The sequence below is a fragment of the Priestia sp. P5 genome (genome assembly GCF_029522155.1).
Taxonomy (GTDB): domain Bacteria; phylum Bacillota; class Bacilli; order Bacillales; family Bacillaceae_H; genus Priestia; species Priestia megaterium_E.
Genome location: NZ_JAKWFJ010000001.1, coordinates 1759336 through 1785659 on the forward strand (window position 1 = coordinate 1759336; position 26324 = coordinate 1785659).

General features: G+C 37.6%; 31 protein-coding genes. 21 read left to right on the forward strand and 10 right to left on the reverse strand.

Annotated elements, in window-relative coordinates; all coding sequences use genetic code 11:
- Positions 1–12 precede the first annotated feature (12 nt).
- The 7 genes from MMB69_RS09655 to MMB69_RS09685 all read right to left on the reverse strand — a co-directional run bounded on the left by MMB69_RS09655 (position 13) and on the right by MMB69_RS09685 (position 4850).
- Positions 13–831, reverse strand: coding sequence for a hypothetical protein (locus MMB69_RS09655; RefSeq protein WP_048019032.1), 819 nt, complete (start codon positions 829–831; stop codon positions 13–15).
- A 44-nt stretch (positions 832–875) separates the two neighbouring features.
- The gene (locus tag MMB69_RS09660) at positions 876–1301 is read right to left on the reverse strand and encodes an Hsp20/alpha crystallin family protein (protein ID WP_028412844.1); all 426 of its coding nucleotides are present in this window, start codon (positions 1299–1301) and stop codon (positions 876–878) included.
- 89 nt (positions 1302–1390) lie between these two features.
- The gene (locus MMB69_RS09665; protein WP_028412845.1) at positions 1391–1894 is read right to left on the reverse strand and encodes an Hsp20/alpha crystallin family protein; all 504 of its coding nucleotides are present in this window, start codon (positions 1892–1894) and stop codon (positions 1391–1393) included.
- A 51-nt stretch (positions 1895–1945) separates the two neighbouring features.
- On the reverse strand, positions 1946–2188 hold the full coding sequence (locus MMB69_RS09670) for a spore germination protein (RefSeq protein ID WP_013057626.1): 243 nt from the start codon (positions 2186–2188) through the stop codon (positions 1946–1948).
- Between the two features lie 107 nt (positions 2189–2295).
- Positions 2296–2538: a spore germination protein gene (locus MMB69_RS09675; protein ID WP_013057625.1), complete on the reverse strand. Its 243-nt coding sequence runs from the start codon at positions 2536–2538 to the stop codon at positions 2296–2298.
- A gap of 143 nt (positions 2539–2681) precedes the next feature.
- Positions 2682–3461 (reverse strand): STAS domain-containing protein, encoded by a 780-nt coding sequence (locus tag MMB69_RS09680; RefSeq protein WP_013057624.1) that lies wholly within the window; start codon positions 3459–3461, stop codon positions 2682–2684.
- A gap of 183 nt (positions 3462–3644) precedes the next feature.
- On the reverse strand, positions 3645–4850 hold the full coding sequence (locus tag MMB69_RS09685) for a TcaA 3rd/4th domain-containing protein (RefSeq protein ID WP_277447630.1): 1206 nt from the start codon (positions 4848–4850) through the stop codon (positions 3645–3647).
- Between the two features lie 198 nt (positions 4851–5048).
- Here MMB69_RS09685 and MMB69_RS09690 point away from each other — a divergent pair, with 198 nt between their 5' ends.
- The 4 genes from MMB69_RS09690 (at position 5049) to MMB69_RS09705 (ending at position 8165) form a co-directional block, all read left to right on the forward strand.
- Entirely contained in the window at positions 5049–6194 is a 1146-nt protein-coding gene (locus MMB69_RS09690) for an acyl-CoA dehydrogenase family protein (protein ID WP_221784797.1), read from the forward strand.
- Positions 6195–6284: 90 nt separating this feature from the next.
- The gene (locus MMB69_RS09695) at positions 6285–6839 is read left to right on the forward strand and encodes a GrpB family protein (RefSeq protein WP_269871553.1); all 555 of its coding nucleotides are present in this window, start codon (positions 6285–6287) and stop codon (positions 6837–6839) included.
- A gap of 15 nt (positions 6840–6854) precedes the next feature.
- Positions 6855–7787 carry an alpha/beta hydrolase gene (locus MMB69_RS09700; protein ID WP_221784799.1) on the forward strand — a complete coding sequence of 311 codons (933 nt, stop codon included), beginning with the start codon at positions 6855–6857 and terminating at the stop codon, positions 7785–7787.
- Positions 7788–7916: 129 nt separating this feature from the next.
- Positions 7917–8165 carry a hypothetical protein gene (locus MMB69_RS09705; protein WP_277447631.1) on the forward strand — a complete coding sequence of 83 codons (249 nt, stop codon included), beginning with the start codon at positions 7917–7919 and terminating at the stop codon, positions 8163–8165.
- Here the strand turns inward: MMB69_RS09705 and MMB69_RS09710 are convergent.
- Positions 8124–8276: a YflJ family protein gene (locus tag MMB69_RS09710; RefSeq protein WP_013057618.1), complete on the reverse strand. Its 153-nt coding sequence runs from the start codon at positions 8274–8276 to the stop codon at positions 8124–8126. The genes MMB69_RS09705 and MMB69_RS09710 overlap by 42 nt on opposite strands.
- Positions 8277–8426: 150 nt before the next feature.
- On the opposite strand from MMB69_RS09710, the gene MMB69_RS09715 reads away from it, so the two are divergent.
- The 13 genes from MMB69_RS09715 (at position 8427) to MMB69_RS09775 (ending at position 21739) form a co-directional block, all read left to right on the forward strand.
- Positions 8427–9290: an alpha/beta fold hydrolase gene (locus MMB69_RS09715; RefSeq protein ID WP_277447632.1), complete on the forward strand. Its 864-nt coding sequence runs from the start codon at positions 8427–8429 to the stop codon at positions 9288–9290.
- A gap of 136 nt (positions 9291–9426) precedes the next feature.
- Positions 9427–9684: a class F sortase gene (locus tag MMB69_RS09720; protein ID WP_260506784.1), complete on the forward strand. Its 258-nt coding sequence runs from the start codon at positions 9427–9429 to the stop codon at positions 9682–9684.
- Between the two features lie 284 nt (positions 9685–9968).
- A complete protein-coding gene (locus MMB69_RS09725; protein WP_277447633.1) occupies positions 9969–11507 on the forward strand; it encodes an AbgT family transporter in 1539 nt (512 codons plus the stop codon).
- Between the two features lie 265 nt (positions 11508–11772).
- Positions 11773–12999, forward strand: a complete 1227-nt coding sequence (locus tag MMB69_RS09730; protein ID WP_013057612.1) for an ammonium transporter — start codon at positions 11773–11775, stop codon at positions 12997–12999.
- A 14-nt stretch (positions 13000–13013) separates the two neighbouring features.
- Positions 13014–13376: a P-II family nitrogen regulator gene (locus tag MMB69_RS09735; protein WP_013057611.1), complete on the forward strand. Its 363-nt coding sequence runs from the start codon at positions 13014–13016 to the stop codon at positions 13374–13376.
- A 158-nt stretch (positions 13377–13534) separates the two neighbouring features.
- Positions 13535–13672 carry a hypothetical protein gene (locus MMB69_RS09740; protein ID WP_264407853.1) on the forward strand — a complete coding sequence of 46 codons (138 nt, stop codon included), beginning with the start codon at positions 13535–13537 and terminating at the stop codon, positions 13670–13672.
- A 489-nt stretch (positions 13673–14161) separates the two neighbouring features.
- Entirely contained in the window at positions 14162–15337 is a 1176-nt protein-coding gene (locus MMB69_RS09745) for a branched-chain amino acid ABC transporter substrate-binding protein (protein ID WP_277447634.1), read from the forward strand.
- 81 nt (positions 15338–15418) lie between these two features.
- A complete protein-coding gene (locus MMB69_RS09750; protein ID WP_153254687.1) occupies positions 15419–16405 on the forward strand; it encodes a branched-chain amino acid ABC transporter permease in 987 nt (328 codons plus the stop codon).
- Between the two features lie 9 nt (positions 16406–16414).
- The gene (locus MMB69_RS09755) at positions 16415–17704 is read left to right on the forward strand and encodes a branched-chain amino acid ABC transporter permease (protein ID WP_264407848.1); all 1290 of its coding nucleotides are present in this window, start codon (positions 16415–16417) and stop codon (positions 17702–17704) included.
- A gap of 12 nt (positions 17705–17716) precedes the next feature.
- The gene (locus MMB69_RS09760) at positions 17717–18514 is read left to right on the forward strand and encodes an ABC transporter ATP-binding protein (protein WP_264407846.1); all 798 of its coding nucleotides are present in this window, start codon (positions 17717–17719) and stop codon (positions 18512–18514) included.
- Entirely contained in the window at positions 18511–19218 is a 708-nt protein-coding gene (locus MMB69_RS09765) for an ABC transporter ATP-binding protein (RefSeq protein WP_264407844.1), read from the forward strand. Before MMB69_RS09760 ends, MMB69_RS09765 begins: the two co-directional genes overlap by 4 nt.
- 299 nt (positions 19219–19517) lie before the next feature.
- Positions 19518–20426, forward strand: coding sequence for a hypothetical protein (locus MMB69_RS09770; protein ID WP_264407842.1), 909 nt, complete (start codon positions 19518–19520; stop codon positions 20424–20426).
- A gap of 215 nt (positions 20427–20641) precedes the next feature.
- Positions 20642–21739, forward strand: a complete 1098-nt coding sequence (locus tag MMB69_RS09775) for an acyltransferase (RefSeq protein WP_264407840.1) — start codon at positions 20642–20644, stop codon at positions 21737–21739.
- Positions 21740–21768: 29 nt separating this feature from the next.
- Here MMB69_RS09775 and MMB69_RS09780 read toward each other — a convergent pair whose 3' ends face one another.
- Complete coding sequence (locus MMB69_RS09780; protein ID WP_028409073.1) at positions 21769–22056, reverse strand: hypothetical protein; 288 nt, start codon at positions 22054–22056, stop codon at positions 21769–21771.
- Positions 22057–22277: 221 nt separating this feature from the next.
- Between MMB69_RS09780 and MMB69_RS09785 the strand changes: the two genes are divergently transcribed.
- The 3 genes from MMB69_RS09785 (at position 22278) to MMB69_RS09795 (ending at position 23933) form a co-directional block, all read left to right on the forward strand.
- Positions 22278–22766, forward strand: coding sequence for a GyrI-like domain-containing protein (locus MMB69_RS09785; RefSeq protein WP_264407839.1), 489 nt, complete (start codon positions 22278–22280; stop codon positions 22764–22766).
- Positions 22767–22859: 93 nt separating this feature from the next.
- Positions 22860–23150, forward strand: a complete 291-nt coding sequence (locus MMB69_RS09790; RefSeq protein ID WP_013057601.1) for a hypothetical protein — start codon at positions 22860–22862, stop codon at positions 23148–23150.
- 324 nt (positions 23151–23474) lie between these two features.
- Positions 23475–23933 carry a hypothetical protein gene (locus MMB69_RS09795; RefSeq protein WP_153254556.1) on the forward strand — a complete coding sequence of 153 codons (459 nt, stop codon included), beginning with the start codon at positions 23475–23477 and terminating at the stop codon, positions 23931–23933.
- A 41-nt stretch (positions 23934–23974) separates the two neighbouring features.
- Here the strand turns inward: MMB69_RS09795 and MMB69_RS09800 are convergent, their stop codons facing one another.
- Positions 23975–25195 (reverse strand): DUF418 domain-containing protein, encoded by a 1221-nt coding sequence (locus tag MMB69_RS09800; RefSeq protein ID WP_264407836.1) that lies wholly within the window; start codon positions 25193–25195, stop codon positions 23975–23977.
- A gap of 165 nt (positions 25196–25360) precedes the next feature.
- Between MMB69_RS09800 and MMB69_RS09805 the strand changes: the two genes are divergently transcribed.
- Complete coding sequence (locus MMB69_RS09805; protein WP_269871545.1) at positions 25361–26257, forward strand: NAD-dependent epimerase/dehydratase family protein; 897 nt, start codon at positions 25361–25363, stop codon at positions 26255–26257.
- Positions 26258–26324 lie beyond the last annotated feature (67 nt).

The following is a 26324-nucleotide window of genomic DNA, read 5'->3' on the forward strand; positions in this document are numbered from 1 at the left end:
AGCGGTCATTTTTTATTCTTCGGAGTGATCAGGCTTTTCTGTTTCACCTCCTGAACTCATCGTTGTCTCAGTTGTATGTTCATCAATCTTTTTTTCTTTTAGCTTAACAGAGAATAAGTCTTTGACTTCTTCATCCACTTGATCAGAGTCAGCGCTGTAAGTGGTACCGATGTTTAAGTGACCGGTCAAATCTTTAATGCCTAGCTGCCCAAAATTATTACTAAGATCAATTTTGTCTAACAATACTTTTTCGACCATAATTTTTTCAACAACAATGGACTGCTTTGGCTGAGTTACTTCATCAATCTTTTTGTCAAGAGTTTTCACCATCTCATATAAAGCTGTATTGGACGATTCTTCCTTTAACGCAGAGAGCTGATTTTGAATGTCTTCGAAATTAGGAGCTGACTGCATAGTCGAAAGTAAATGAGCTGTTTGCTCGTGCAGTTGAGACAATGATTGAATAAGATGAGCTGATTCATGTAATTGCTGATGAAGCTCTTCTATTTTAGGAATCGCGTCGGTTAAACGCGTCACTTGATCAATAATTCCCTGCAGGTTCAGCGCTGAATCTGACGAATGAACAGGTTTTGTGAATTCAACTTCATCAGATGTCTTAGGCTCCGTTTGGCTCGGCAACTTCTTTGGCTGCTGAGGGGGTTTCTTTAGATTAGACTGTTTTTTAGTTTTCATCTTTTCGGGTAATTCTTTCCGCTTTTGATTAGAGCTTTGGTCTATGGGACTTACTTTTTTTTTGGTTGGAAGGGAAGACGGATTTATTTTACGGACTGTTTCAATTTTAGGCGATTGTTTAAACCACTTAGAAAACATGAAATTCCCTGCCTTTCATGCTACGTATAGTTCTGCACAATAAATTACAAATCAAATTTCACGTGCAATAGACCATCTTTAAATGATGCGTGACACGGCGCTTCCCCTACAGCAGGTGGAAGGATGATTGATCGTTGAAACGTTCCTTCACGTCTTTCTTTGTGAAGAACATTTGCATCCTTCATCGTTAAAAGAGATGAACCGGATATGTGTAAAGTATTTTCATGCATGGTCAATTCGACGTCTGTTCGTTTAGCACCGGGTATTTCAATCACAACTAACAGTTGATTTGCCCATTCGTATACATCAATTAAAGGATAATCTCGATACTCATTTACAATTTGAGGAGAAGCATCTGCTTCCGTATCATTCTTTTCTTCAGGATCATCGTCAAAAATCTTTTCCCAAAATTTTGTATGGTTTTCTTCTTGTAACGTTTCTGCCCACTTTTTAAACTTTCCATGATTCATATTTGTCACCTTCTTTAAAAAAATAAAACAAGGCCTTTTGCCGCTTTCTATTTTATATGTATGCATGAAAACAGAAAAAAACGTCCACTTTAATCTAAATCGTGGACGTCTATTTGAGACATAGGAATATTAACATGTTTAGGCATCCGGATTTCCAACACCCCGGAACGATATACGGCGCGTGTACCTTTTTTGCGAACCGAACAAGGAAGCTGAATTTCTTCTTTGAAGGATTCTTCTCCATCTATTCCTTCAATCGTACACACGTATGGAGTATGATAGACTTTAATGCTTGATACAATATCGCGGTTAGGAATTTTTAACTGAACAATGCATTCGTCTAATGTATTAATGACGTTTGAATCAAATCTTCTTAGCTGTTGTCCATGACCTTCATTTCCCACATCCTGCTGTTCTTTCATCATGTCTTGGGCTTGCTTAAAGAATTCATTTCCTTGCATAAAATCCGGAAAAGAATGGGACATCGTAGAAGAAATCATTTGCTGAATATATTTATTCATGTCTTTAGATGCCATTCCTTTTGGGATATTTTCCATCATTCCTTTAAACGGAGACTTTCCAAATGGAAACATATTTACACACCTCCTTGTAATGTGCCAAGTAAAACGACAAAATCGTTAAATCTAAATTTGATTTCCAATTGGAGCTGAAGGGTTTGCAATTTGATCTTGATCGCTTACGTCAGGATCTAACACGCCCGTATTCATTTGAGAGCAAGTAGGAGAGAAGTTACCTAAAGAGAAATTTGCGCCGTTAAACTTTGAGTTCGCCGTGTGACTGTTTTGAATGGTGGAACCGAAATCAATATTTGCGTTTTGTGTGACACCGTTTGTTACGATATTAAAAACGTTAATTTGAAGAGGCATAAAGAGACTCCTTACTGTTTTTATTCATTCTACTCCAACGGCCTATTGCGTTCAGAGAGAATGTATTCACCGTTTGTCGTCATGCTGTTGACAAGCATTGCCCTATATCACTGCTGATAACCATTGACATGATCAACGTTTGCAATATCTGTTTGGTCATTTGTATCAGGATCGATATAAATGTTTCGCATTTTCGAGGAAGCAGGTGAGACATCGCCATAAGAAGAGTTCGTACCAGTGGATTTTGAATGAGCCGTGTGACTGTTATGGAGTGCTTCGCCAATGTTGACAGAACCGTTGCTTGAGATACTGTTGATCTTTAAATTATAAATGTTAATAACACTTGGCATAGGCTCTCACCCTTTTCTATGGTTGATTAATGTATCCTATGATGATAAGTGCCTAAACGTTCACAATTCCTCATAACTAAAATCGCCTTTTCCGATTGAAGGAAAAAGCGATTGAGAGAGGATTACTTAATGATATGATGGGCTTATGAAATGGGTGCAATACGATAATTCTTTTTTTCTAAAATGTAAGAGATGCTTTGTTGGACAGTGGAAAATGTTCGCCAATTAAACTGAGAATCTACAAGCGACAGAGCCATTTTTGAAGAAAGACCAACAATAAGGCAAGTGGTACCAATCAAACGCAAAGCATCGTGGAGCGTGTTAATATAATAACCGTGTTCTTCATCTAACGAATGAAGGGAAGATAAATCAATAAGCAAATAGCGCGCCTGTTCTTTTACAACTGCCTCCAATACCGTTTCAGTTAGCTTCTTTCCACGTTCTATATCCATCTTACCAGTAATGGGCACAGCTAAAACCTCGTCCCATATCTTTAATAAAGGAGTGGACAAATCCTCAATTAACCGTTCTTTTTCAAGCTCTGCTTCGGCTTGATCTGTAAAGTCTAATAGCATAAGCAAGTAGCCATAACGCTCGCCGTCTTTTGTATCAATGGGGTGAATCACAGCTTCTGCTACGTATTGACTGCCAATTGTTATACGCGTTCTGTAAGTTGTATGAAGAGAGGTGAGTAATTTTTCCGCTTCTTCAGAATTGGAATGAAAGAAGTCCATATGCTTTCCAATTAACTCTTCGATATGAGATAACTGGTAGATTGGGAGTACTGGCTGGAGTGTTTCAATTGCTCTTGCATTCATCCACTGCACACGATAGTCTTTATCTGCAATGATCATGGTTTCTTGAATATTTTCTAAAATCAAATGTCCATTAAGCTTTTGTGGAAGTCGTCCAATTCCATTCATTCTCCATCTCTCCTTATGCGTGTAGTAAGTTTATGTACATCTACTTTATATTTTACAGTGAAAAGAATAAAGAAGGCTATAAGAAATTTATTAACGTGTATAGGGATTATGGTATGTAAAAAAACGTTGGAGTAAGTACTCGCTTCAATAAAAAAACTCCCCTGTGCAAAAGGGGAGGCCACCTTACTCATATGATTTAATAAAATCAACGTTGTATTTTTCAACGCTTGATAGGTAGGAATCTCTAAATGATGAATCAGGCGTATACCATGACTTTTCATAAAAATAGGCTTGAAGATCTTTCGATTTAAATACATACCCATGCCGCGCATAGATTTCATTTCGAGCTAGCCTTAGTTCACTCGAGCTCAAACTGCTAATATCACTATAGCTTAATTTGTAAGAATCCGAACCAGGAAGAATATAAGAGCTTGAAGTAGCATAAGAGCGCGGCCCAGGCACGATCACTTCTCGTTCTTTTATGACGGTTTTTTCCTTTTCAACGGGTGGCGTTTGTATATTTAACATAATACTTTCTTCACTTTGAATAGTGTAGGGACTGCTTTTGAACGTTGTGCCGTCTTTTTGCACTTCTGCATGAACAGTGACGCTTCCATCCGTGGCAACAGGCCCTATTTGTGATGAGCTATTCATCTGCAGTCCCGTGCTTTTTCCATTTACGAATAAAATAGCGTCATCTCTATTTGATGAGATTGTAACGTAAGCCCCTTTAAATACCACAGATATATTTTCTTCTTTTTGCCGGTGAAAATTTACAGTGGTTTGGTCTGTAAGTTTTCCGTAAGAGCTTTCATAAGAAGCCGTAAGCGGGTAATTTCCAATCATAAAAGGCCCTATTTTTTGCGTTTGATTCTTGGATATCGATTGTTTTGTATCATTGACTGTAACCGTTGCATCCTCTGGCGTGGTGAGGGAGATATAATATGATGACGGCACAACCACGTACTGTTTTTTGAAGAGTAGTGAATGTTTCTGTTCTTTTATTGTAAAGTAGATACTCGATTTATTTTTTAAATCATTTTCAACGTCTCGTAAAATAGAACCATCGGAAGTTGCGTCTAACAGAGCTTGAATAGATGTGTCATTAATAACTATAGTAGACTGCGAAGAATCTAATAACTCTCTTAACACAGCTGTATCTTTCGATTCTAATGCCTCAATAAAGCGGTCAGCCGTCTTTTCTTCTGAGCCAGAGAAAAAGAAATAAAATACAAAAGTTAAAAGAAGTATAAGCGCAATAACCCCGCCAATATACCAGCTCTTTTTATACTTAGCTGCAGCTGGCGACACGGTGAAAGAAAAGCCGCAGTTATTGCAAAATAATTGGTTTGTGCTTGCACTGGCCCCGCATTTTGGACATTGATTCATCCTCACCATTCCTTTCTATTTATTCCATTAAATGTATGGAATGTGTAGGTAAAACAGACCATTAAATTGGAAAAAGAATAGATTCAATAAGAAAGATAAACACACCAAACATGCACAGAAAAGGTGAGGTATGCTATGATAAGAACTATATATTAATCCGATAGGGACACTCTGTCATATAAAAAGGAGATGAAGCAAATGAGTGTTTCATTTGTAAATAAAAATCAAGAGTCTACGTATGAAAAATTGCTGCCTCTAGTCGAAAAATTTAAGAAACGAGCTTTTAAAATAGATGAAGAAGGTACGTTTCCCTTTGAAAATATTCAAGAGTTAAAAGAAGCCGGCTATACACTTCTTTCTCTCGAAAGCAAATATGGCGGAAATGAATTACGCCTTTATGATTTTTTATTATTTCAAGAATTAATTGCTCAAGGAGACGCTTCTACAGCTCTTAGTATTGGATGGCATATGGGGATTACAATGGACTTGCGTGAAAAACAGCCTTGGAATCAGCAAATGCTCGATTTTATTTTTAAAGAAATAGAAAAAGGTGCACTTATTAACACCGCTGCTACTGAACCGAAGACAGGAAGTCCTACTCGAGGAGGAAAACCGGAAACGACAGCCGTAAAAACAAAAGAAGGCTGGCGAATCAATGGCCGAAAAACATTCACCACGATGTCTCCAGTGTTAAATTACTTTTTGGTAAAAGCAAGCATTGAAGGTGAAGAAGAGGTCGGCTTATTTTTAATTCCTCGTGAAACAAGCGGACTTTCAATAGAAGAAACATGGGATATGATTGCAATGCGCGGGACAGGAAGTCACGATCTTGTGCTAGAAAACGTCGATATTAAACACGACTTTCTTGTTGAACGCCTCGGTGGTTTTAAAAAGAATGAGCCAAGCGGCTGGCTGCTTCATATACCAGCTTGCTACATGGGTACAGCCATTGCAGCAAGAGATTATGCTGTCGCATTTGCTACAGAATATTCGCCTAATAGTATTGAAGGGACGATTAGCGAGTTGCCAAATGTGCAGCGTTTAGTAGGGGAAATGGAACTTGAACTTATGCAGGCGCGTCATTTTATGTACAGCGTGGCAAGTAAATGGGATGAGACCAGCAACCGAGAAGCATTAGCGGGAGAGTTAGCAGCTGTCAAACACGTAGTTACCAATAGTGCCTGTACGGTTGTTGACAAAGCCATGCGCATAGTAGGAGCACGTAGCTTGCAGCGCAGTAATCCGCTGCAGCGCTATTATAGAGACGTGCGTGCCGGGCTTCACAACCCTCCAATGGATGATATGACGATTGTTAATTTAGCGAAGCAGGCGTTTGCTAGATAAAACTTAATAACATGTTAAATGATGAAAAACTGCTTATTATAGGCTATTCTATAATAAGCAGTTTTTTCGTTGCAAGAGGAGGAATTGAAGATGAAGTCTATAAGGGAAATTCAGCTGACACCCTATAATATCGCGTGGGAAAAGGGATTTACAAAAGAAGCTGCCACCTTAACAACTATAATGTCAGCTCAAGTTTTAGAAGTTCATCATATGGGAAGCACTGCTGTTCCCGGCTTAAGCGCAAAACCGGTTATTGATTTACTTATTGAAGTGAAAGATATAAAAAAAGTAGATACGTATAATCAGAGGATGAAACAGCTTGGTTACGAAGCGAAAGGTGAAAACGGCATAAAAGGAAGACGATACTTCCAAAAAGGCGGAAATGAAAGAACGCATCATGTTCATATTTATGAAAAAGGCCACCCAGAAATTAATCGGCATATATGGTTTCGAGATTATCTGCGTACTCACCCTGATGCAGCAAAAGAATACGAAGCGTTGAAAATAGAACTAGCGCATCGCTATCGCTTTGAACCAGAAAAATATGTGGAAAATAAAACGAATTTTATTCATAAAATAGATGAGCTAGCTTTAAAATGGAAAAAGGGAAGCAGCAATAAGGATAGGAAAGATGATCTTAGATAAAAAGGAGGAACGAGCTTGACTCCAGTTCTAAATCGACAGACAAATACAAGCAAAAAGAAAAAAACAATATGGCTCAGCCTGATATTCTTTGTTATCCTTTGTTTTGTACTTTGTACGGCAATTTCTCTTTATGTAGGCATAAGCCTGACAAAACTAGATAAACATCCTGCTGTGAAAAATCCTGGGGATTACAGCATGCACTATAGCAATCAAGTATTTTTGAGCAAAGACGGAATAACCCATTTAAAAGGATGGATGATTGAACCAACGGAACAGCCAAAAGCGACCATTATTATGTCACATGGATACGGAAATAACCGTGAAGCACAAGGAGCTGGCTTTCTGCCGCTGAGTAAAGAATTTGTAAAAGCGGGATATCGAGTAGTCATGTTTGACTTTAGAGATTCAGGAGACTCAGAAGGAAATCAAACGACGATTGGTGTAAAAGAACAGCTCGATTTATTAGGTGTTATTCAGAAAATGAAGGAAACAACAAAAGAGCCAATTGTGCTCTACGGTATTTCAATGGGAGCAGCCACTTCTTTATTAGCAGCTTCTCAAGATGACGACGTAAAAGCAGTGGTAGCCGATAGTCCTTTTAGCGATTTAACCTCTTATTTAAAAGAAAATCTATCTGTATGGTCTCATTTACCAAACTTTCCGTTTACACCGCTAACAATTGCTATTCTTCCTGTTATTGCAGATGTAAATCCTGCTGAAGCTAGTCCCATTAAAGCAGTCGAGCATATTTACCCTCGACCAATTTTATTTATACACAGTACAGGAGATACAAAAATTCCTTACACTGAAAGTGAAAAAATGGCTAAAACGCACCCGGATGCTTTTCACTTCTGGAAAACTGATAAAGCAGAACACGTTCAAAATTATCACGTATACAAAAAAGAATATGTAAAACGCGTATTATCTTTTATTGAGCAATCGCTGTAAAAAAAAGAGGCTGGCACAAAAATATTTTAGACGAAATGTAAAACGAACCATTGATCAAGACTTTTGATTAGTGTTTCGTTTTTTTGTTAGGACAAACGTAGATTTCATGTGTGTAAATCTTTCTAGCAGTTGATTGGAGGGCAAGACGAAGACTCCTGCGGGAAAAGCGGAACAGGTGAGGCCCCGCAGGAGCGAAAGCGACGAGGAGGCTCAGCGGCCGCCCGCCGAAAGCGAAGTCTTGTATGGAAATCAACTGCGGTGTCTCAAGCAGTTCAGCTCATATATCCCATTTGTTCATCTTTAAATGGGATTCATTTCGTTATGTCTCAACCTCTTTTAGCCATTGATTTTACCTTGTTCTATAAGCTCAGCATATAAATTACGAAGAATATAGGTTTTGTAACTTTCTAGCTTTCTTCCATCGATTTTAGAGATATTGGCCGCTTTTAACTGTTGAACAAACCAGCCCTTTGAATAAATATGAGCCATTGTTAATCACTCCTTCAAAAAGATCCACTCTAAATAATTAACTATATTCATAAAAGGAACTAAAAAGAAGTGAACGAAGCAAATGAATTGACGTTCATTTTCCACAGCGTTATACTGCTCTACAGCTACTTATAAAGGAGGAAATGAACAATGAGTAAACAGTATATAAACGTAAATGGCGTTAATTTGCACTACATAAGCAAGGGACAAGGAGATCTTATGCTATTTCTTCATGGGTTTCCTGACTTTTCGCATATTTGGCGACACCAGATAGATGAATTTTCTAATGATTTCCACACAGTTGCTTTAGATTTAAGAGGATATAATCTATCTGAAAAGCCAAGCGGACTAGACTCATACGAAATTGATATATTAGTAGAAGATATTCGCCAAGTGATTGAAGGTCTAGGATATAGCTCCTGCACGCTAGTTGTACACGACTGGGGAGCAGGAATTGGCTGGACATTTGCTTATCGCTACCCTGAATATGTACAAAAATTAATTGCTTTTAACGGTCCGCACCCTTATACATTTATGCGTGAGCTTAGAACAAATAAAAATCAGCAAAAAGCAAGTGAATATATGAAATGGTTTCAAAAACAAGAAGCACAGGACTATATGGAACGAGATAATTTCTCAGGTTTGCGTAATCTTGTAATCGACCCAGGTGTAAAAAAAGGATATCTAACAGCTGATGATGTTCAAGCATACATGAACTCTTGGGAAAATGGCTCTGTGCTGTCCATGCTAAGTTATTACCGCAATTTAAAGATTTTTACAGAAGAAGACCTTCAAAGAAAATCTTTGTTTCCGTTAGAAGAAGAAGTGTTAAACATCCCGGTACAAATTATTTGGGGAAATCAAGATCCTACTTTCATGCCTGAAAACTTAGATGGTATTGAAGAATATGTGCCAAACATATCTGTTCACCGATTAGCTGAAGCATCTCATGCCCCTCAGCATGAAAAGCCACAAGAAGTAAACGGCGTGATGTGGAATTTTTTAAATAAGTAAAGATAAAAAGAGGCTCAGACAAAAGTAGTTTAGTTGAAGGAAGATCTGAACGATGAATTGAGATTCTTGATGGAGAATCCAACTCGTTCGGATTTTTTTATTGCGCAGGTTTCATATATAGAGTGGCTTCTAGCTGTTGATTGGAGGGAAAGGAAATGCTGTATTAGCGGGACACGTAGACAGTAAAACCGGCCCTGCCGTCTTTTACAACCTAAAAAACTTAAAAAAAGACGATGAAATTACCGTAAGAGATGCACAGGGGACCACACTTACTTTTGTTGTTAAACGTATAAAAAGAATCCAGGCGGAACATTTGTCCATATTGGCAGCGTTTCGGAATTTGAGCGAAAAAGCTTTGCTGACTCCGACGCATCTCAAGCTCGTTACTATGTAACAGCTGTTAATGAGTCAGGAAAAGAGTCTGCTTCCTCTAGTATAGCGAAATAACAAAAAGCTCTCTTTAAACGGAGGGCTTTTTGTCATTTTTGATTGTCGATCAAAAAGATATCTTCTGCCTTTCTATTTATCTAAATGCTATTAGTTTTAATAGATAAATAAAAATTCCTTCAAAATAATACTTGAATAATATAAATATTCAGATTATTATGTACTAATAGTCTTTTTGGTAATTAAAAGGAAAAAAACTAAAAAGAATCTAAACGAAAAAGGAGAGAAAGCATGGCACAACCTAATTTGCAAACAGAGCAAAAATCACACCCAAAAACCTTTCTAGACAAACTATTAGGAAGGGTAGAAGCAATCGGAAACAAACTACCTGATCCTTTTATTTTGTTTGTATGTTTAGCTCTTATTATCGTAGTAGCATCTGCTGCTATTAATAGTATGGGAGTAACGGTGGTCCATCCCGGTACTAACAAGACTCTTCCAATTAAAAGTTTGTTGTCGCATGAAGGCATTCAGTATATCTTAACATCGATGCTGACCAATTTCACTGAATTTAAGCCCCTAGGACTTGTACTTGCTATGATGCTTGGAGTCGGACTTGCAGAAAAAGTAGGTCTGCTTGAAGTGGCCATAAAGAAAACGATTTTAAATGCTCCAAAAGCTCTTATTACATACGCCATCATTTTTACAGGAATTATGGCCAACTTAGCGGCAGATGCTGCTTTTGTCATCGTGCCTCCGCTTGCCGCAATGATTTTTTATACAGTAGGAAGGCACCCGCTTGCTGGATTAGCAGCAGGATTCGCTGGGGTAGGATCAGGCTTTACAGCGAATCTTATTATATCCGGAACCGACGGATTGTTATCAGGCATATCCACTGAAGCTGCTAAAACAATTGACCCAAGCGCTGCTGTCAGTCCTGCAGCGAACTGGTACTTCATGGCGGCTTCTGTATTTGTTTTGACCGTTATAGGGGCGATCGTCACCGAGAAGATTGTAGAACCTAGGCTAGGCTATTATAAAGGAAAAAAACGCAATGATTTTGGTGAAATTAGTGAGGCAGAAGCAAAAGGATTAAAAAACAGTATCGTTGCTACATGTATTTATGTCGCTGTACTAGCTGTTTTCTTATTTTGGCCCAACTCTCCTCTACGAAATGAAGACGGTGGAATTGTTCCATCTCCTTTTTTAGATGGGATCATTCCGATCACGCTGCTGTTTTTTGTGGTAGTTGGCTCTGTTTACGGAATAACAGTAGGGAAAATCAAAAGTTCTAGAGATGTACCTGCTTATATGACTGATTCGATGAAAGATATGGCTAGCTATATTGTCCTTATTTTTGCGGCTGCTCAATTTATCGCTTACTTTAATTGGACTAATATTGGAACGTGGATTGCAGTAGAAGGAGCGGATGCATTAAAAGCACTAAATCTAACTGGACTTCCAGTTGTGGTTGGTTTTGTATTTTTAACTGTTGTTCTAAGCCTTCTTATTTTTAGCGGCTCCGCTCAATGGGCACTAGAAGCACCTATTTTTATTCCATTGTTCATGCTGTTAGGATACAACCCTGGATTTATTCAAGCAGCATACCGAATAGCGGATTCTTCCACGAATGTAATTACTCCTTTAAATCCATACATGATTGTTATTTTGGCTTTTATGAAAGAATACGAGCCTAAGGCAGGACTTGGCACAATTATTTCACTTATGCTTCCTTATACTCTAGCTTTTTTAGGGATTTGGATTATTATGTTGCTTATTTTTGCAGTATTCGGTATTCCTCTAGGGCCTAGTGTATATATGTATTTGTAAAGAAAAATCCTCTTCTACTCCAAGAAGAGGATTTTTTATGTGAGAAATTCTAACACGCATAAAAATTGTTAAGTTTATGTGTACATAAGAGGATACACAAGAAAAAGAAAACAGTATAAAAAAACAAAAGTTTTCTGAATAATTTTGCAAAAAGTAGTTGCTAAATACATATAAATCAAATATGATAGTAAACATAACAAAAGATGTTATATAATCTAACATTAAATTTAGGGGTTATTTATTCGTACTTAAGGGGGAAATCATCATGCAAATGGGCGATTCAGTATTTATGTTTTTTTCAGCATTATTGGTTTGGATTATGACACCAGCTATTGCATTGTTTTACGGGGGCATGGTTCGAAGTAAAAACATGCTAAGTACCGCGATGTATAGCGTAGGTTCTTTAGCTGTTATATCCGTTCTTTGGATAGTAGCAGGCTATTCGTTAGCTTTTTCGACCGGTGGCAATGCTTTTATTGGTAACTTGGACTGGGTAGGATTAAAAGGAGTCGGGTTCACTCCAAACGGGGACTACAGTGCTACGATCCCGCATAATATGTTTATGATGTTTCAGCTGACATTTGCTGTACTAACAGTAGCTATTATATCTGGAGCTTTTGCAGAGCGCATGAAGTTTTCAGCATTTATCTTATTTGCTATCCTATGGTCATTATTTGTATATGCACCAGTTGCACACTGGGTTTGGGGAGTTGGCGGATGGCTTCGTGAACTAGGAGCTATTGACTTTGCCGGAGGAAACGTCGTTCACATTTCGTCAGGTGTAGCAGGATTAATTCTAGCTCTTGTTGTTGGAAAAAGAAAAAATGCCGATGCCGCAGCACCTCACAATTTACCGTTAACTCTTTTAGGCGGAATGCTGATTTGGTTCGGCTGGTTTGGTTTTAACGTTGGAAGTTCTTTAACTATTAACAGCGTTGCAATGACGGCTTTCATTAACACGAATACAGCGGCAGCAACAGGAATTATCGGCTGGCTTGTAGTAGAGTGGATTATCAATAAAAAACCTACGCTGCTTGGAGCCGTTTCGGGAGCAATTGCTGGACTTGTAGCTATCACACCAGCTTGTGGATTCGTTACACCGTTTGCTTCTATTGTAATTGGTTTTATCGGCGGAGCGGTTTGTTTCTGGGGTATCTTCTCACTTAAAAAGAAAATCGGTTACGACGATGCGTTAGATGCATTTGGTCTTCACGGTATTGGGGGAACGTGGGGAGGTATCGCAACAGGTTTATTTGCCACAACTTCTGTAAATGACGCCGGTGCGAATGGTTTATTCTACGGAGATCCAAGTCTACTTTGGAAACAGCTGGTGGCTATCGTAGCAACGTATCTATTTGTCGGCATTGCTACCTTCATTATTGTTAAAGTGGTCGGATTAATTGTATCTCTGCGTGCGACACAAGAAGAAGAAACGCTTGGGCTTGATATTACGCTGCACGGTGAAAGAGCGTATCACGAATCGAATATGTAAAAGGGGTGGGCACAGTGAGTGATGTTTTAACAAAAATTGAAATTATTACACGCCCTTCAAAGTTTGAAGAGCTTAAGCAAGAACTGGCGAAAATTGGCGTTAGCGGTATTACAGTTACAGATGCGCTGGGGTGCGGGTTGCAAAAAGGCATTACGGAGCTTTATAGAGGCGTTAAAAAACAAGACAATATGCACGCACGAATTAAAGTAGAAATTGTGGTGTGCGAAGTTCCGGTATCTGACGTTGTTGATAAAGCAAGAAAAGTACTAAATACAGGTCAGCCTGGAGATGGGAAAATATTTATTTATGAATTAAAAAATGCGATTAAGATCCGAACAGGGGAAGAGGGATCACAGGCATTACGAAACAATAGTTAAACTCTGGGAGAAGCGGAAAACAAAGAGTCATAAAAATAGGCTGGGACAAAAGTAGTTTAGCCCAAGTCAAAAACGAACCACTCATCAACATGTTTAATGAGTGGTTCGTTTTTTTGTGATGGTGCCTATCGTTTTATTCGTTTTTTTCCTTCTAGCAGTTGATTGGAGGGCAAGGCGGAGACTCCTGCGGGAAAAGCGGGACAGGTGAGACCCCGCAGGAGCACAAGCGACGAGGAGGCTCAGCGGCCGCCCGCGGAAAGCGAAGCCTTGCACGGAAATCAACTGCGGTGTCATAAGCCGTCCAGCCTATGTATCTCATTTGTTCGTCTTTCGGTTAGATTCATTTCGTTATGTCTCAACCTCTTTTTTAGGTTGAATAGTTACACGGCATGTTTCCTTATGGTGACATGCTTTTTTGTTATATATATAGCCAAAAAGTATATCGCAAAAAATAAGTGAATATAATTAAAATTATTTTTATAAAATTAAGAAAATTATAAAAATATATGTCATTATTACTGACAAGTTTGGTGAAATACTGCTGTTTATCCTTTTATAATAGTAAAAAATAACTATATTTTTACTTTTATTAGTTTCTCTTTATATATGAGAGCAAATCGATTATGAAAGGATGTGAAAAAAGATGTACATAAACAGCAAGCTGTTTCACCGTTTTCAGAAATGACATTTGTTGTAAAGATAAAAAGCGTTCTAGACGCAAACAAAGGGAGGGAAAATCGTTATAAAAGACTAGCCGCTATTACGCGTTTTATAACGATTACTACATGCTAAGTAAAAAAATGTTATCTATTTTAGCAACAACGGTCTTATCTGTAGGATTTGTAGCTGGCTGTGGGAGCAACAGTACATCCGGAGAAGACAAAGGCAGCAATGTTATTAAAATTGCTACGCAAAGCCCTTTGTCAGGAGGTAGTGCGACGTTAGGTGAAGCGATCAAACTGGGAGCTCAGCTAGCTCTTGATGAAGAAAAAGATACGTTTGAAAAATTAGGATATAAACTTCAGCTTGTACCGTATGACGATCAAGGCGATCCTAAAAAAGGCGTAGCGAACGCTCAGTTAATCGGATCAGATAAAGCCGTCTATGGAGTGATAGGACATTTAAATTCAGGGGTTACCATTCCTTCATCTGAAACGTATGAGAAATACTCAATTCCAATGATTTCTCCTGCAAGTACAGCAACGGACGTAACAGATCGAAAGTTAAAAACGGTTAACCGTATTGTAGCGCGCGATGACTTCCAAGGTCCTGCGGGAGCTGAATATGCTGTTAAAGAGTTGAAAGCAAAAAACATTTTTGTCATTCAAGATAAAACTGCTTACGGACAAGGGCTTGCAGATGCTTTTAAAACAGCAGCTGAAAAAGAAGGAGCAAAAATTGTTGGATTTGAAGGAATTACGGTTGGAGAAAAAGATTTTAACGGTGTGTTAAATCAAGTCTCTAAAGAAAAGCCGGATCTCGTTTATTTTGGTGGTCTTTATGCAGAAGGCGGACTTTTAATTAAACAAGCTCGTGATAAAGGAATTACCGCTAAGTTTATGGGAGGGGATGGCTTAGACTCCTCAACTTTAGTTGATATTGCCGGAGGTGCTGTAAAAGATACGTATCTTACGTCAGTAGCAGGCGATGCTTCCAAGACGAAATTCGCTAAAGATTATGAGAAGAAATTCAATAAAAAAGTAGAGTCATACTCCGTATACGGGTATGATTCCATGAAAGTTATGCTTCAAGGTATTCAAAAAGCCATTGAAGACAATGATAAAAAGCTTCCTTCTCATGAAGCAGTACGTGACGCCGTACGCGATATTACAGAATACAAAGGAGAACTTACGCAGGTAGGATTTGATGAGAAAGGAGACAATAAATACGCAAAAATCTTTATCTATAAGTTTGACGCTCCTTCGTACCCAGCTAAATTAGAAGGAGAAATCTCACAGTAAACTTTAGAAAAGAAAGGTATGGATGTTCCGTACCTTTCTTTTCTTAAAATCGATTTTATAGGACGAAAGGGACGAGGTTATATGTTTGCTCATATTATACAAACGCTGCCGCAAGTGTTAATTGACGGACTAACATTAGGAGCTGTATATGCAATTATTGCCCTAGGTTATACGATGGTATATGGCATTTTAGAACTCATCAATTTTGCACACGGCGAAATTTTTATGTCAGGCGCCTTTATCGGAACCGCTATTTTAATAGGGTTAACAGGCGTAGGTTGGATTGCAGCTTTTCCAGCTGTTGTGACGTTAATTTTAGTTCTTCTTATTACGAGTGTTGCAACTGGGTTGCTTGGTATGGGAATTGAAAGAGTGGCTTACCGCCCCCTGCGCAAGTCTTCTAAACTGATTACACTTATTACAGCTATCGGAATGTCATTTCTATTACAGGATTTTGTGCGCTTCATTACGGAGCTTAAGAATGGTAACTATATTGTTAATACCCCAGCTTTATTTTCAGGCAAAGTATCGATTAGTGCTTCTTCTCTTTCATCATCATTTGATGATGCTACATTTAAAGTAACGTTTATCGTAGTGTTAATTGTTGCTCTTTGCTTAATGATCGGACTTGAAATTTTCGTCAATCGGACCAAATGGGGAATGGCAATGAGGGCTGTAGCCCAAGATCCTGATACAGCTTCACTCATGTCCATTAATGTAAACAAAGTCATTTCCCTTACTTTTTTTATTGGTTCGGCTCTAGGAGGCGCAACCGGTGTGTTATTTGCGCTTCATTACGGAACAATTGATCCTTACATTGGGTTCATATTAGGATTAAAGGCTTTTACAGCAGCTGTTTTAGGGGGAATAGGCAATATACGAGGCGCAATGTTTGGAGGTCTAATGCTTGGCATTCTTGAAATGTTTGCAGCTGCGAATTTATCAACAATCACCGGCAATATTTTAGGAGCAGAGTATAAAGATGTATTTGCATTTGCCATTTTGATTTTGGTGTTAATTTTTAAACCAGAAGGCTTATTTGGAAAAGCCGTTACAGAAAAAGTGTAGGTGATGAAGATGAAAAAATTAATGAGTAGGCTTGAAGGAAACAAAAAAGCGCAAATCATTCTATTTTTTATATATGTAATTGCAACAAGCGGTAGTTTAATGCTTGCCCAAAAGTCCGTTGTCGCATTTTTACTTCTTTTATTTTCATTATTACTTCTGTATTTTATGTCTTTTTCTAGTAAATTAAAATGGCTAATAGCAGGGGTCATTTTAATTGTGCTGCTTCCTTTTTCAGCTAGCCAAGGCCCTGCTTATGAATCATATATGGAAGTATCTACACTAGTAGGCATCTATATTGCTATGGCACTTGGGTTGAACATCGTAGTGGGGTTAGCCGGATTATTGGATTTGGGATTTGTTGCTTTCTTTGCCGTTGGGGCTTACACGTATGGAATTTTTGCGACCAATCAAGCTGCTAATTTTATGCCTTTTGGTACGTACCCATTATCAGGAGAAAGCTTTTGGTTTTTTATTATTGCTGGGTGCCTAATAGCCGCTTTATTTGGAGTTCTGCTTGGTATACCTGTGCTGCGCGTAAAAGGGGACTATCTAGCTATCGTTACGCTTGGATTCGGGGAAATTATTCGAATTGTATTTAACAATTTGGATAAACCAATCAATATTACAAACGGAGCAATGGGGCTGTCCTCCGTGACGCCGCCTTCTATTTTTGGGATTAACTTAGTATATCCAAGTCAGTTCTATTATGTAGTATTAGTCATTTTAGCAGCGGTTATTTTTATTGTACGGCGATTCGAATATTCTAAAGTAGGACGATCGTGGAAAGCGGTTCGAGAAAATGAAATTGCAGCTCAAGCGATGGGAATTCACCTTGTCAGAACAAAGCTGCTTGCGTTTGCTATCGGTGCCTCTTTTTCAGGCATGATGGGAGTGGTCTTCGCCGCTAAGCAAACCTTTGTTGATCCAACCAGCTTTACGCTGTTAGAATCTATCACGATTTTAGTCATGGTTATCTTAGGAGGAATGGGGAGCGTTCCAGGCGTCATACTTGGAGCGGCGGTTGTAACCATTCTTAATCTTCAAGTATTAACGGAGCTCACCGATTGGTTTAATCAGCTGAGTTTAAATGGGGTTATCTCTATACCAGATGCACTTTCGCCAGCTAAAATGCAGCGATTTATTTTTGGCGGACTTCTTATTCTATTTGCCCTATACAGGTCTCAGGGATTGCTTCCTGCTAAACAGCCTACGTTCGATTTGAAAGAGCTGAAAGAAGAAGCTGAAGAAGAAGAAATACAGCCTGTGATTTCAACGGCTGAGAAAAACGTCAATCTATAGAGGTGAAAGAAATTGTCTATTTTAGAAGTAAAAAATGTAACCAAGACCTTTGGGGGTTTAATTGCCAATCAAGACGTAACAATGGATATTCAAAAAAATTCAATAACAGCTGTAATAGGACCAAACGGCGCTGGAAAGACTACATTTTTTAATATGGTGACAGGTGTTTATCAGCCAACCTCAGGTGATATTAAATTAAATGGTCAATCTATAACAGGGCTAAAACCTCACAGCGTATCAAAACAAGGGATTTCTCGGACATTTCAAAACATCAGGTTATTTAGTAATATAACGGTGTTAGAAAATGTATTAGTTGGGATGCACAACCATTTGAAAGCAACCACTTTTGAAACACTGTTGAATTTACCTCGAGCAAGAAGAGCGGAAAAATTAGCTAAAAAAGAAGCGTATAAGCTGTTAGAATACGTTGGGCTAGAAGCTTTATATAACGAAGTCGCCAATAACTTATCATATGGAGCGCAGCGCCGACTCGAAATTGCCAGAGCGTTAGCTACTAGACCCTCACTGTTATTATTAGATGAACCGGCTGCTGGTATGAATCCGCGTGAAACAAAAGAGCTGACGGATCTTATTCACACGATACGAAAAGACCGTGAAATAACCATTTTATTAATTGAGCATGACATGAAGCTCGTCATGGAAATTTCTGATCATATTATTGTATTAGATCATGGAATAAAAATTGCAGAAGGAAACGCTGAACATATCCGTACACACCCGAAAGTGATCGAAGCCTATTTAGGAAAAGGAGCGGCAGAGGAAATAGAAAGAAAGGAGACAAGCACATGACGCTATTAAAGTTAACTGAAGTTGACACCTTTTACGGAGGAATTCAAGCACTTAAAGGAATAACGATTGATGTAGAAGAAGGAGAAATTGTGACTCTTATCGGAAGCAATGGAGCCGGAAAATCTACCACATTAAAGTCCATTAGCGGTCAAGCTCCTGTCAAAGCAGGTAGTATCATGTATAAAGGCACCCACATCACGAAATTCCCTCCTCACCAAACGGCCCGTTTAGGAATAGCTCATGTACCAGAAGGAAGAAAGATCTTTCCTAAGATGACGGTAAAAGAAAATTTAACGATCGGAGCATTTTCACTTTCTAATAAAAAAGTAATAGAAGAAAACATGACTAGAGTACTCACCTATTTTCCAAGATTAAAAGAAAGATTGACTCAAAAAGGAGGAACGATGAGTGGCGGTGAACAGCAAATGCTAGCTATCGGGCGGGCACTTATGATGAACCCTTCTATGCTTATGCTAGATGAACCTTCTATGGGGCTTGCTCCTATCATCGTAGAACAAATATTCGAAATCATTATGGAGTTAAATAAAAACGGCATGACGATTTTACTCGTTGAACAAAACGCTTATCAAGCGCTGCAAATCGCGCACCGAGGCTATGTAATTCAAACGGGCGAAATTATTCTACAAGGGAAAGGGACGGAATTAATTCATAATGAAAAAATAAAAGAAGCTTATTTAGCTTAAAAAACAAACCGCATCGCGTTTTAACGCTGCGGTTTGTTTTTGTTCACAACGGATGATTTGGATAAAGCAGGGAAGCATTGCTATTATCTGGTTTAGTTTCTTAATTAAGTAGGGAACGTTTAAAATAAGATTATTGAATAAGTGAGTAATTAGATAACCTCCTAGATAAAAGGAATGCTTCAATTTAAAGCTTTTTTATAAAAAACGAAAAAAGTTGAAACTTTTTTCATTAAAAAACGTTTATAAAGTAATAGAAAAAAATGGGTACGGTTATTTATACTCAAAAAGGAAGTGAGAGCGTGGCGACGCTGAAAACTAATTATTTGACTGACTTATGCTTAATCTATAGAGAAAGTCAATTTTATGTAATGCAAATACCTACTTTCTACAAAAAAATGGCTAGCAAATACTTTCAGTTTCAGCCCCAAGAAAAAATAATTGCGTATTTACACAGCTCTTTTATAGCAGGCCTAGATAAAAGGGGAATTTGCTTTACAAATAAGGGGATTTACTGGAAAAGCAGAGGGATGAAAAAAGGAAAAATGTTATGGGAAGAGTTCGCTAACATTCAATCCATTACCATTCGAAAAGAAGAAATGATTTGTTTTAATGAGGTGGAGAAATTTCAAGTCAATCAAAACGATTACTCAGCTAGAAAGCTAGTATCTCTATTAAAAAAAATCAAGAAATTTATTCGCACTCATTCCCATGAATATATGTGTCAAGACTATATATATCCGTGTGTATCCTCAAAAGAATTAACTTCTATTTGTTCATCTTTTCAAATTCATCAAACCCCTGATCCAAAAGATGTGTTGTCGGTAGAAGGGCAACTATGTGAAGAAGTTGAAAAAGAGATGCGAAACAGGCTCTATTTACCTGCTAAAGAAAAAATTGTAGCTCATTTAAATACATATCCTCTTCAAAAAACCGAGGGGATTACCGTTTGTTCTAAAGGAATTTATTTCTCAAAATCTTTTAAAACAGTTTACTACCCTTGGCACTTATTTCGCCACGTGAGTATTTCGGTGGAAACCGAGGAATTAAAAATTGCTAAAAAACATTCGTTATCTCTCAACTCAGCTGCCGTATCAAGCGGGGAAGTAATGCTGTTTCTCAAACAAATTAAACAGCATGTGCAGGCTTTGCATGAAAAAGAAGTCGATATTAAACAAGATAATAAGTTTGCATGGAAAATGTTAATTTAAAAACCGGTTACGCGTAATCTGTTTTTTGTTTTGTAGTTCTTTAGAATCACTTATTTGGAATATTGAAAGACATCATACAAGTAAACAAGACTAGAATATTGGAAGTTAAGAAATTTTTTTCATGACTATAAGGTTAATTTTACCAAAATCTCTTTCTCGTTTGGATAATTATGCTAAAATAGAGCTCGAGTTTATTTTAAGGAGCTGACAACAAGATGGAACGTAATTATTCAATTGATTTTATTAAGTTTTTTGCTACAGTGTTTGTGGTTTGTATTCATGTTAATCCATCACATGACGATTTCTTTTTAGGGAACCAGGAAAATGTGCTAGATGTCATTGTTGACACATTTGCACGATTCGCGGTTCCTTTTTTCTTTATTGTATCAGGGTATTTGTTTATGAATAAAATTCAAAAACATCCAAAGCCTTCTGCATACTTAAAAAAATACACGTGGAATATTTCAAAGCTTTATGCATGTTGGTTCATCTTTTATTTATTGTTTGGTGTAGTTCTGCGCTTATTTCAGAACCACGGAACGTTAGCAGAGCGAAAAGGTGCAGTAGCTGATTATTTAACATCATCCATCACATTCAAAGATATTTTTTACTATGGAAGTGACACAAGTGGATTTCAGCTTTGGTACTTGATTGCATTAATTTGGGCTGTTGTCATCGTTTTCTTATTTCAACGATGGAAAAAGATTGGCTTATTAATGCTTATCAGCACCGTATTATATGTAACTGGGTTATTTGGGCAGTCTTATTCTTTATTTTTTCCACTTTCTTTTCAAACGAGAGATGCCCTGTTCTTTGGTTTGTTCTATACAGTATTAGGAGCTATGTTTGCCCTTTATGGCAAGCAAATTCTGTCAGTACTAAACGTAAGGCCAATGATTTATTTAGCCAGCTTTTTTGTGTTTTCAGCGCTAGAGATCGTCGAGCGTTACTGGTTGGTTAACATCCAGCACAGCAAGCCCGGAGACTATTTTATTTCTACAATCTTTTTATCCGCATCATTGTTTTTATTCGTATTGAGCAGTCCAAGTCTTGGTAAAAACTCATTCTTTTCAAAGGTTGGGAAAAATTCAGTTGGCATTTATGTAGTGCATATATGTATATTAAATGAGACCTATCGATTGCTTCGTTCTATAGATTCTTCTTTCTTTACAAATAGTGTCGTTGCCTACGTACTTATCGTTCCAGCAGTTTTTTGGTGCTCGTACTATTTATATAGAGGGATTCAATGGACAAAGGGAAAATTACATGTGAAGCCGCACAAACATTCATTTACAAAGCTACAGCATAAATAAAAAGAGCTGGCTAACTAAGCCAGCTCTTTTTATGATGCAATAGCGTACAAAAGCTGCTTTTGCAGTTGAGGGGATAAAGAAATATTTTGATACAATTCGTAAATATGATGTTCGTTCCGGTGATAACAAATCCAATCCTTGTATGTTCCTTTTAAGAAGATGCGAAAAAACACGATTCGCTTATTCGTGCCGCCTGTTTTTAATTCAATTTTCAAATCATCTGTTTCTAATGTATACTGTACTGTAGAAGAGGAGAGAGCAAGTTTAGTTGTTTTTTTACTTGTTTTAATGAATTCGGCAAGTTCAATGATCTTCATTTTTTTACCTCACTCTATTGTAAATTAGGGGTATCTTATACGTATGATGTGTACAAAGAAAATAGAATCGTTTTTTTATAGCTTAGAAGAATGATCTTCAGCCCCTTCGTTAAGGGATTTGCATAAAAGGTTGACGTTTTCTTTGAATACAAATAAAATGCATATTAAGAAGTATTTCCCTCATTGTAACTACAGAAAAAGAAGAATTAAGGGGGCTCAATATGTTGACTGACTTAGTTGTAAGTCAAAAAGTAGTCAAGGTAAATGAATTTACTGTTGTAGGAGTGCCTATTCGAACAGATGAACCTGTGGAAGAAACGGGCACAGGTCTTATTCCTGAGCACTGGCAGACTTTTTATAAACAACAGTTAGCTAATAAAATCGCCAATAAAGTAAATGGTAATACATTTGCTCTTTATACAGAATTTGAATACAATCAAAAAATGGATTTTACATTTGCTCTTGGATATGAAGTTTTACCCGGCGGCGAACTGAAAGATGATATGAGAGAGTTCATCATCCCAGGAGGTGAATACATGGTGTTTACAACAGCTGTCGGGCCAGCTAGACAGGTAGTCGTAGAAGCTTGGGCTTATATTCGCGAGTGGGCTAAAAAAAATCACCGTGCCTATAAAATAGATTTTGAATTATATGATGAACGCTGTATTGATCCTGAGTACAGTCAAGTTGATATTTATGTTTCGATTTAATAGCTAGTTTTGCTAAGTAGTTAAGATGCAGATAAGCGTTTTTTGCTGCGTTCTTACTTTTGACGATAGGAATACAAAAGGGGTTTAGCGAGAGTGATCAGCAACGATTTATTACAAGCTTTAAAAGACGGATATAAACAGAGAATTAAATGGGTACTTATAAGTCAAATGGCACTGTTCATCACCGTAGCAGTCATACTTGTATCAAATTTTGTCACTAAATTTTCGTTTAACCAATTAAGCTTTATTTTTGTTTTGGTTAGTATAAGTTCGCTGTTATCAGGAGTAGAGCACGTATTGTTAAAACGTGAGAAGTGGCAATGGATTTTTGATTTTATTTTAGCTGCTTTTTTTATTGGTTTATCTATTTTTTTACACCGTTAAAGCGCCTGGTTCAGCGCTTTTTTATTTTGAGCAGCTCAGCACACAATTTTCGGACCTTTCTAGTATAAACAAAACAAAAATAGGTATTTATGACGAAAATAGTCAGAAAATTTAGTAAAAAAGTCTTGTATCTTGTCTTTATTTCGATTATGATAAGTTTACACCCTTCGTATTCACTTCTTTGGATGTCAGTACCTCTATTTTTACACTACAGAAAAGAGGTGAAGCCATTTCTTCAGTTTTCCTGCTAGCCTGCATACTAACCCTTTTAGCTATTTTATTTAGTAGCAACTACCCTCAAAATTAAAGGAGAGATCCGCGCTTATGTCAAAAGCTCCTGTAAAAAACGATATTGAACTTCAACTATCTGAGACGCACTTTTTTCAACTGCTTGATTTAATTTATTTAGGTAACTGGATGGTCACAGCATGTTCTGGAGTGGAAGATGAGCATGCACAAGAATATACGGATATAGAAAAACAAATGTTTTCTCACGCAGAGCCTTTCCTTGAAAAAGGACCTTTTCACTCGCTAAACAGTGAGATTATGTTTACAGAAGAACATGAAGATTCTCTTCAAGATATTATTGGAGAATACGATAACGAAGTGTTTTGGGAAGCGCTAGCCTATCGCATGGCCAAGCGAGATGTGATAGAACAAATAGGACCCATTAAAGAAATAAAAAATGAAGTTTTTATGCAAATTTTCCATCGAGAAATGGATTATATACGAGAATTTGAGACAAATGGAATTAAACGAATAACCATACCGCCTTTGCAGTAAAGGAGACAAATCGGCTTTCAAACTTGAAGGCCGATTTGCTGTTAAGCTGAAGATTTTCTATTCCGTCTGAGAGGCCGGAAAGATCGGTATGTAAAGCTCCGCCATAACCATTCACACGGACCGTAATAGAAATAATAAAGCCACCACTTGTTAAAAAAAAGCTGGAGTGTATATATAATGAGACAAACAATCGTGCTTTCTGCTAAGGTAAGAGTTCCGTATAAACCAAAGGATCGAACCATCCACAGGCAAATTAAAGTTTGGCTAAGGTAAGTTGTTAATGCCATTGTTCCACTATACTTAAAAAGACCTAGCATCCAAGCGTAAGGAGAAAATTGCAGGAATAACAGTAAAGTGGTAAGATAAAAAAAACATAGAAAAATGCCGCTCAAACTTGTAAAAAGGTGAATGGCCGCCTGCTGATAGAGTCCATATTTTAAAATTTCTAGTTTTAAGATAGCAAGAATGATAGTTAAAGTAAAACCTGCTGCACCTGTTATTAACTGAATTTTCTTAAAAAAATAACGATTTTGTTCGATATTATGTACTAATCCTTTTTTAGCAGTATATAAGCCAAATAAAAACATAGAAAATACGGGAAAGATAGAAAACGGTAGATTTAATAGCATAGGCACCACTTCAACATTCAAACGATAAAGCAGCCAAGATAAATAGTCTGCTTGCCTGTAGGTGGATAAATATTGAGTTGAGGCATGTTCATGTAAAACTTTATACTCCCGCTGAGCCTCCTGCAAGACGTGTGCTGGAGTAAAAAACTGCATGCAAGCCAAAAGATAAAAAAAGCATAGCAAGCCTATTGCCCACAGCAAAATTGTCTTGGTTTTTCGATTATAAAAAAACAACATTAAAAAACCGCCAATAGCATACACATGCAAAATGTCTCCATACCAGAAAAAGACAAGATGAAAAAGCCCGATTAATAGCAAGGAAGCCATTCTTCTTGACCATAAAGCAGCGGCAAAGTAATGCTTTTCTTCAGCTCTATGCAAAAAGATTCCGCATCCAAGTCCAAATAAAAAAGAAAAAATCGTAAAAAACTTTCCTTGAACAAACAGCAGCAGGAATAAATCAATGTAAGCATCTACTCCTTTATACTCATAAGGAACATCGTACAGTTGAAAAATAAATATCGGAGAAGCAAAAGCAGGGATATTCACCAAGAAAATGCCTAACAAAGCAATACCCCGAATAATATCAAGAGCAGCAAGGCGTTCGTTAAGGGGAAGTGGAGAAGGATTCATCACTCTCGCTCCTTTTGGTTAGATATGTACATCTTAACACGACAGCGGCGAAAAAATAGGGGGAAATACAAAAAAATAAGCGAAAAGATTTATAGCTTTATGAACAAAAAAGTTGGATAATAATGGTATAGTTATCCATATTAAATACGAAAGGTGGAGAAAAGGATGAAAACAGCACTTGTGCTAGGTGGAACTCGTTTTTTTGGAAAAAATTTAGTTCAGACGTTGCTCTCTAAAGGAGTAAAGGTTACGTTAGCAACGCGAGGTAAAACGCCGGATGATTTCGGCAACCGAGTTGATCGAATTTTTCTTGATCGTGTAGAAAAAGATTCTGTAATCGAAACAACACGAGGACGAAAATGGGATGTTATCTTCGATCAAATATGTTATTCTTCACACGGCGCAGCTATTGCTGTTGAAGCTTTTCGTCATAGTACGAGTCACTATGTACTAACCTCAACTCTTTCAGTATACGGTTCTTTAGAAAAAACGTGTTATGAAGAAGATTTCGATCCATACAAGTATCCCATTTCATATACACGTCGTGAAAATATTTCCTACCAAGAAGGAAAGCGCCAAGCCGAGGCTGTATTCTTTCAAAAAGCACCGTTTTCGGTAACGGCCGTGCGTTTTCCAATTGTAATGGGAAAAGATGATTATACGGATCGTTTACGTTTTCACGTAGAAAAAATTATGCATGAAGAAGAAATTGGTGTACCGGCTATCGAAGCAGAAATGAACTTTATTTCACAGGAAGAAGCAGGTGAATTTTTAGTCTGGTGTGCAGAGCAGAAGCTAAAAGGGCCGATTAACGCTTGTGCAAATGGTACCATTTCGCTCAAAAATTTATTTTCATATATTGAACAAGCAGCGAATAAAACAGCAAAAACAACCTCTCGTTTAACAGACGAAAATAGTTCTCCTTACGGAGTAGATCATTCTTGGACGATGAGCAATGAAAAAGCTAGCTTTTGGGGATATTCATTTACAAACCTGCAGGACTGGCTGCCATCATTAATCAAAGCTTTCGTTGAAAGCGAAAAGAAAGTACCTTTAAGCTAGAAAAAACGAAGACTGCGCTGTTTAGCAGTCTTTTTGCTGTGACAAGCAGAACATTTTTATTTTATAC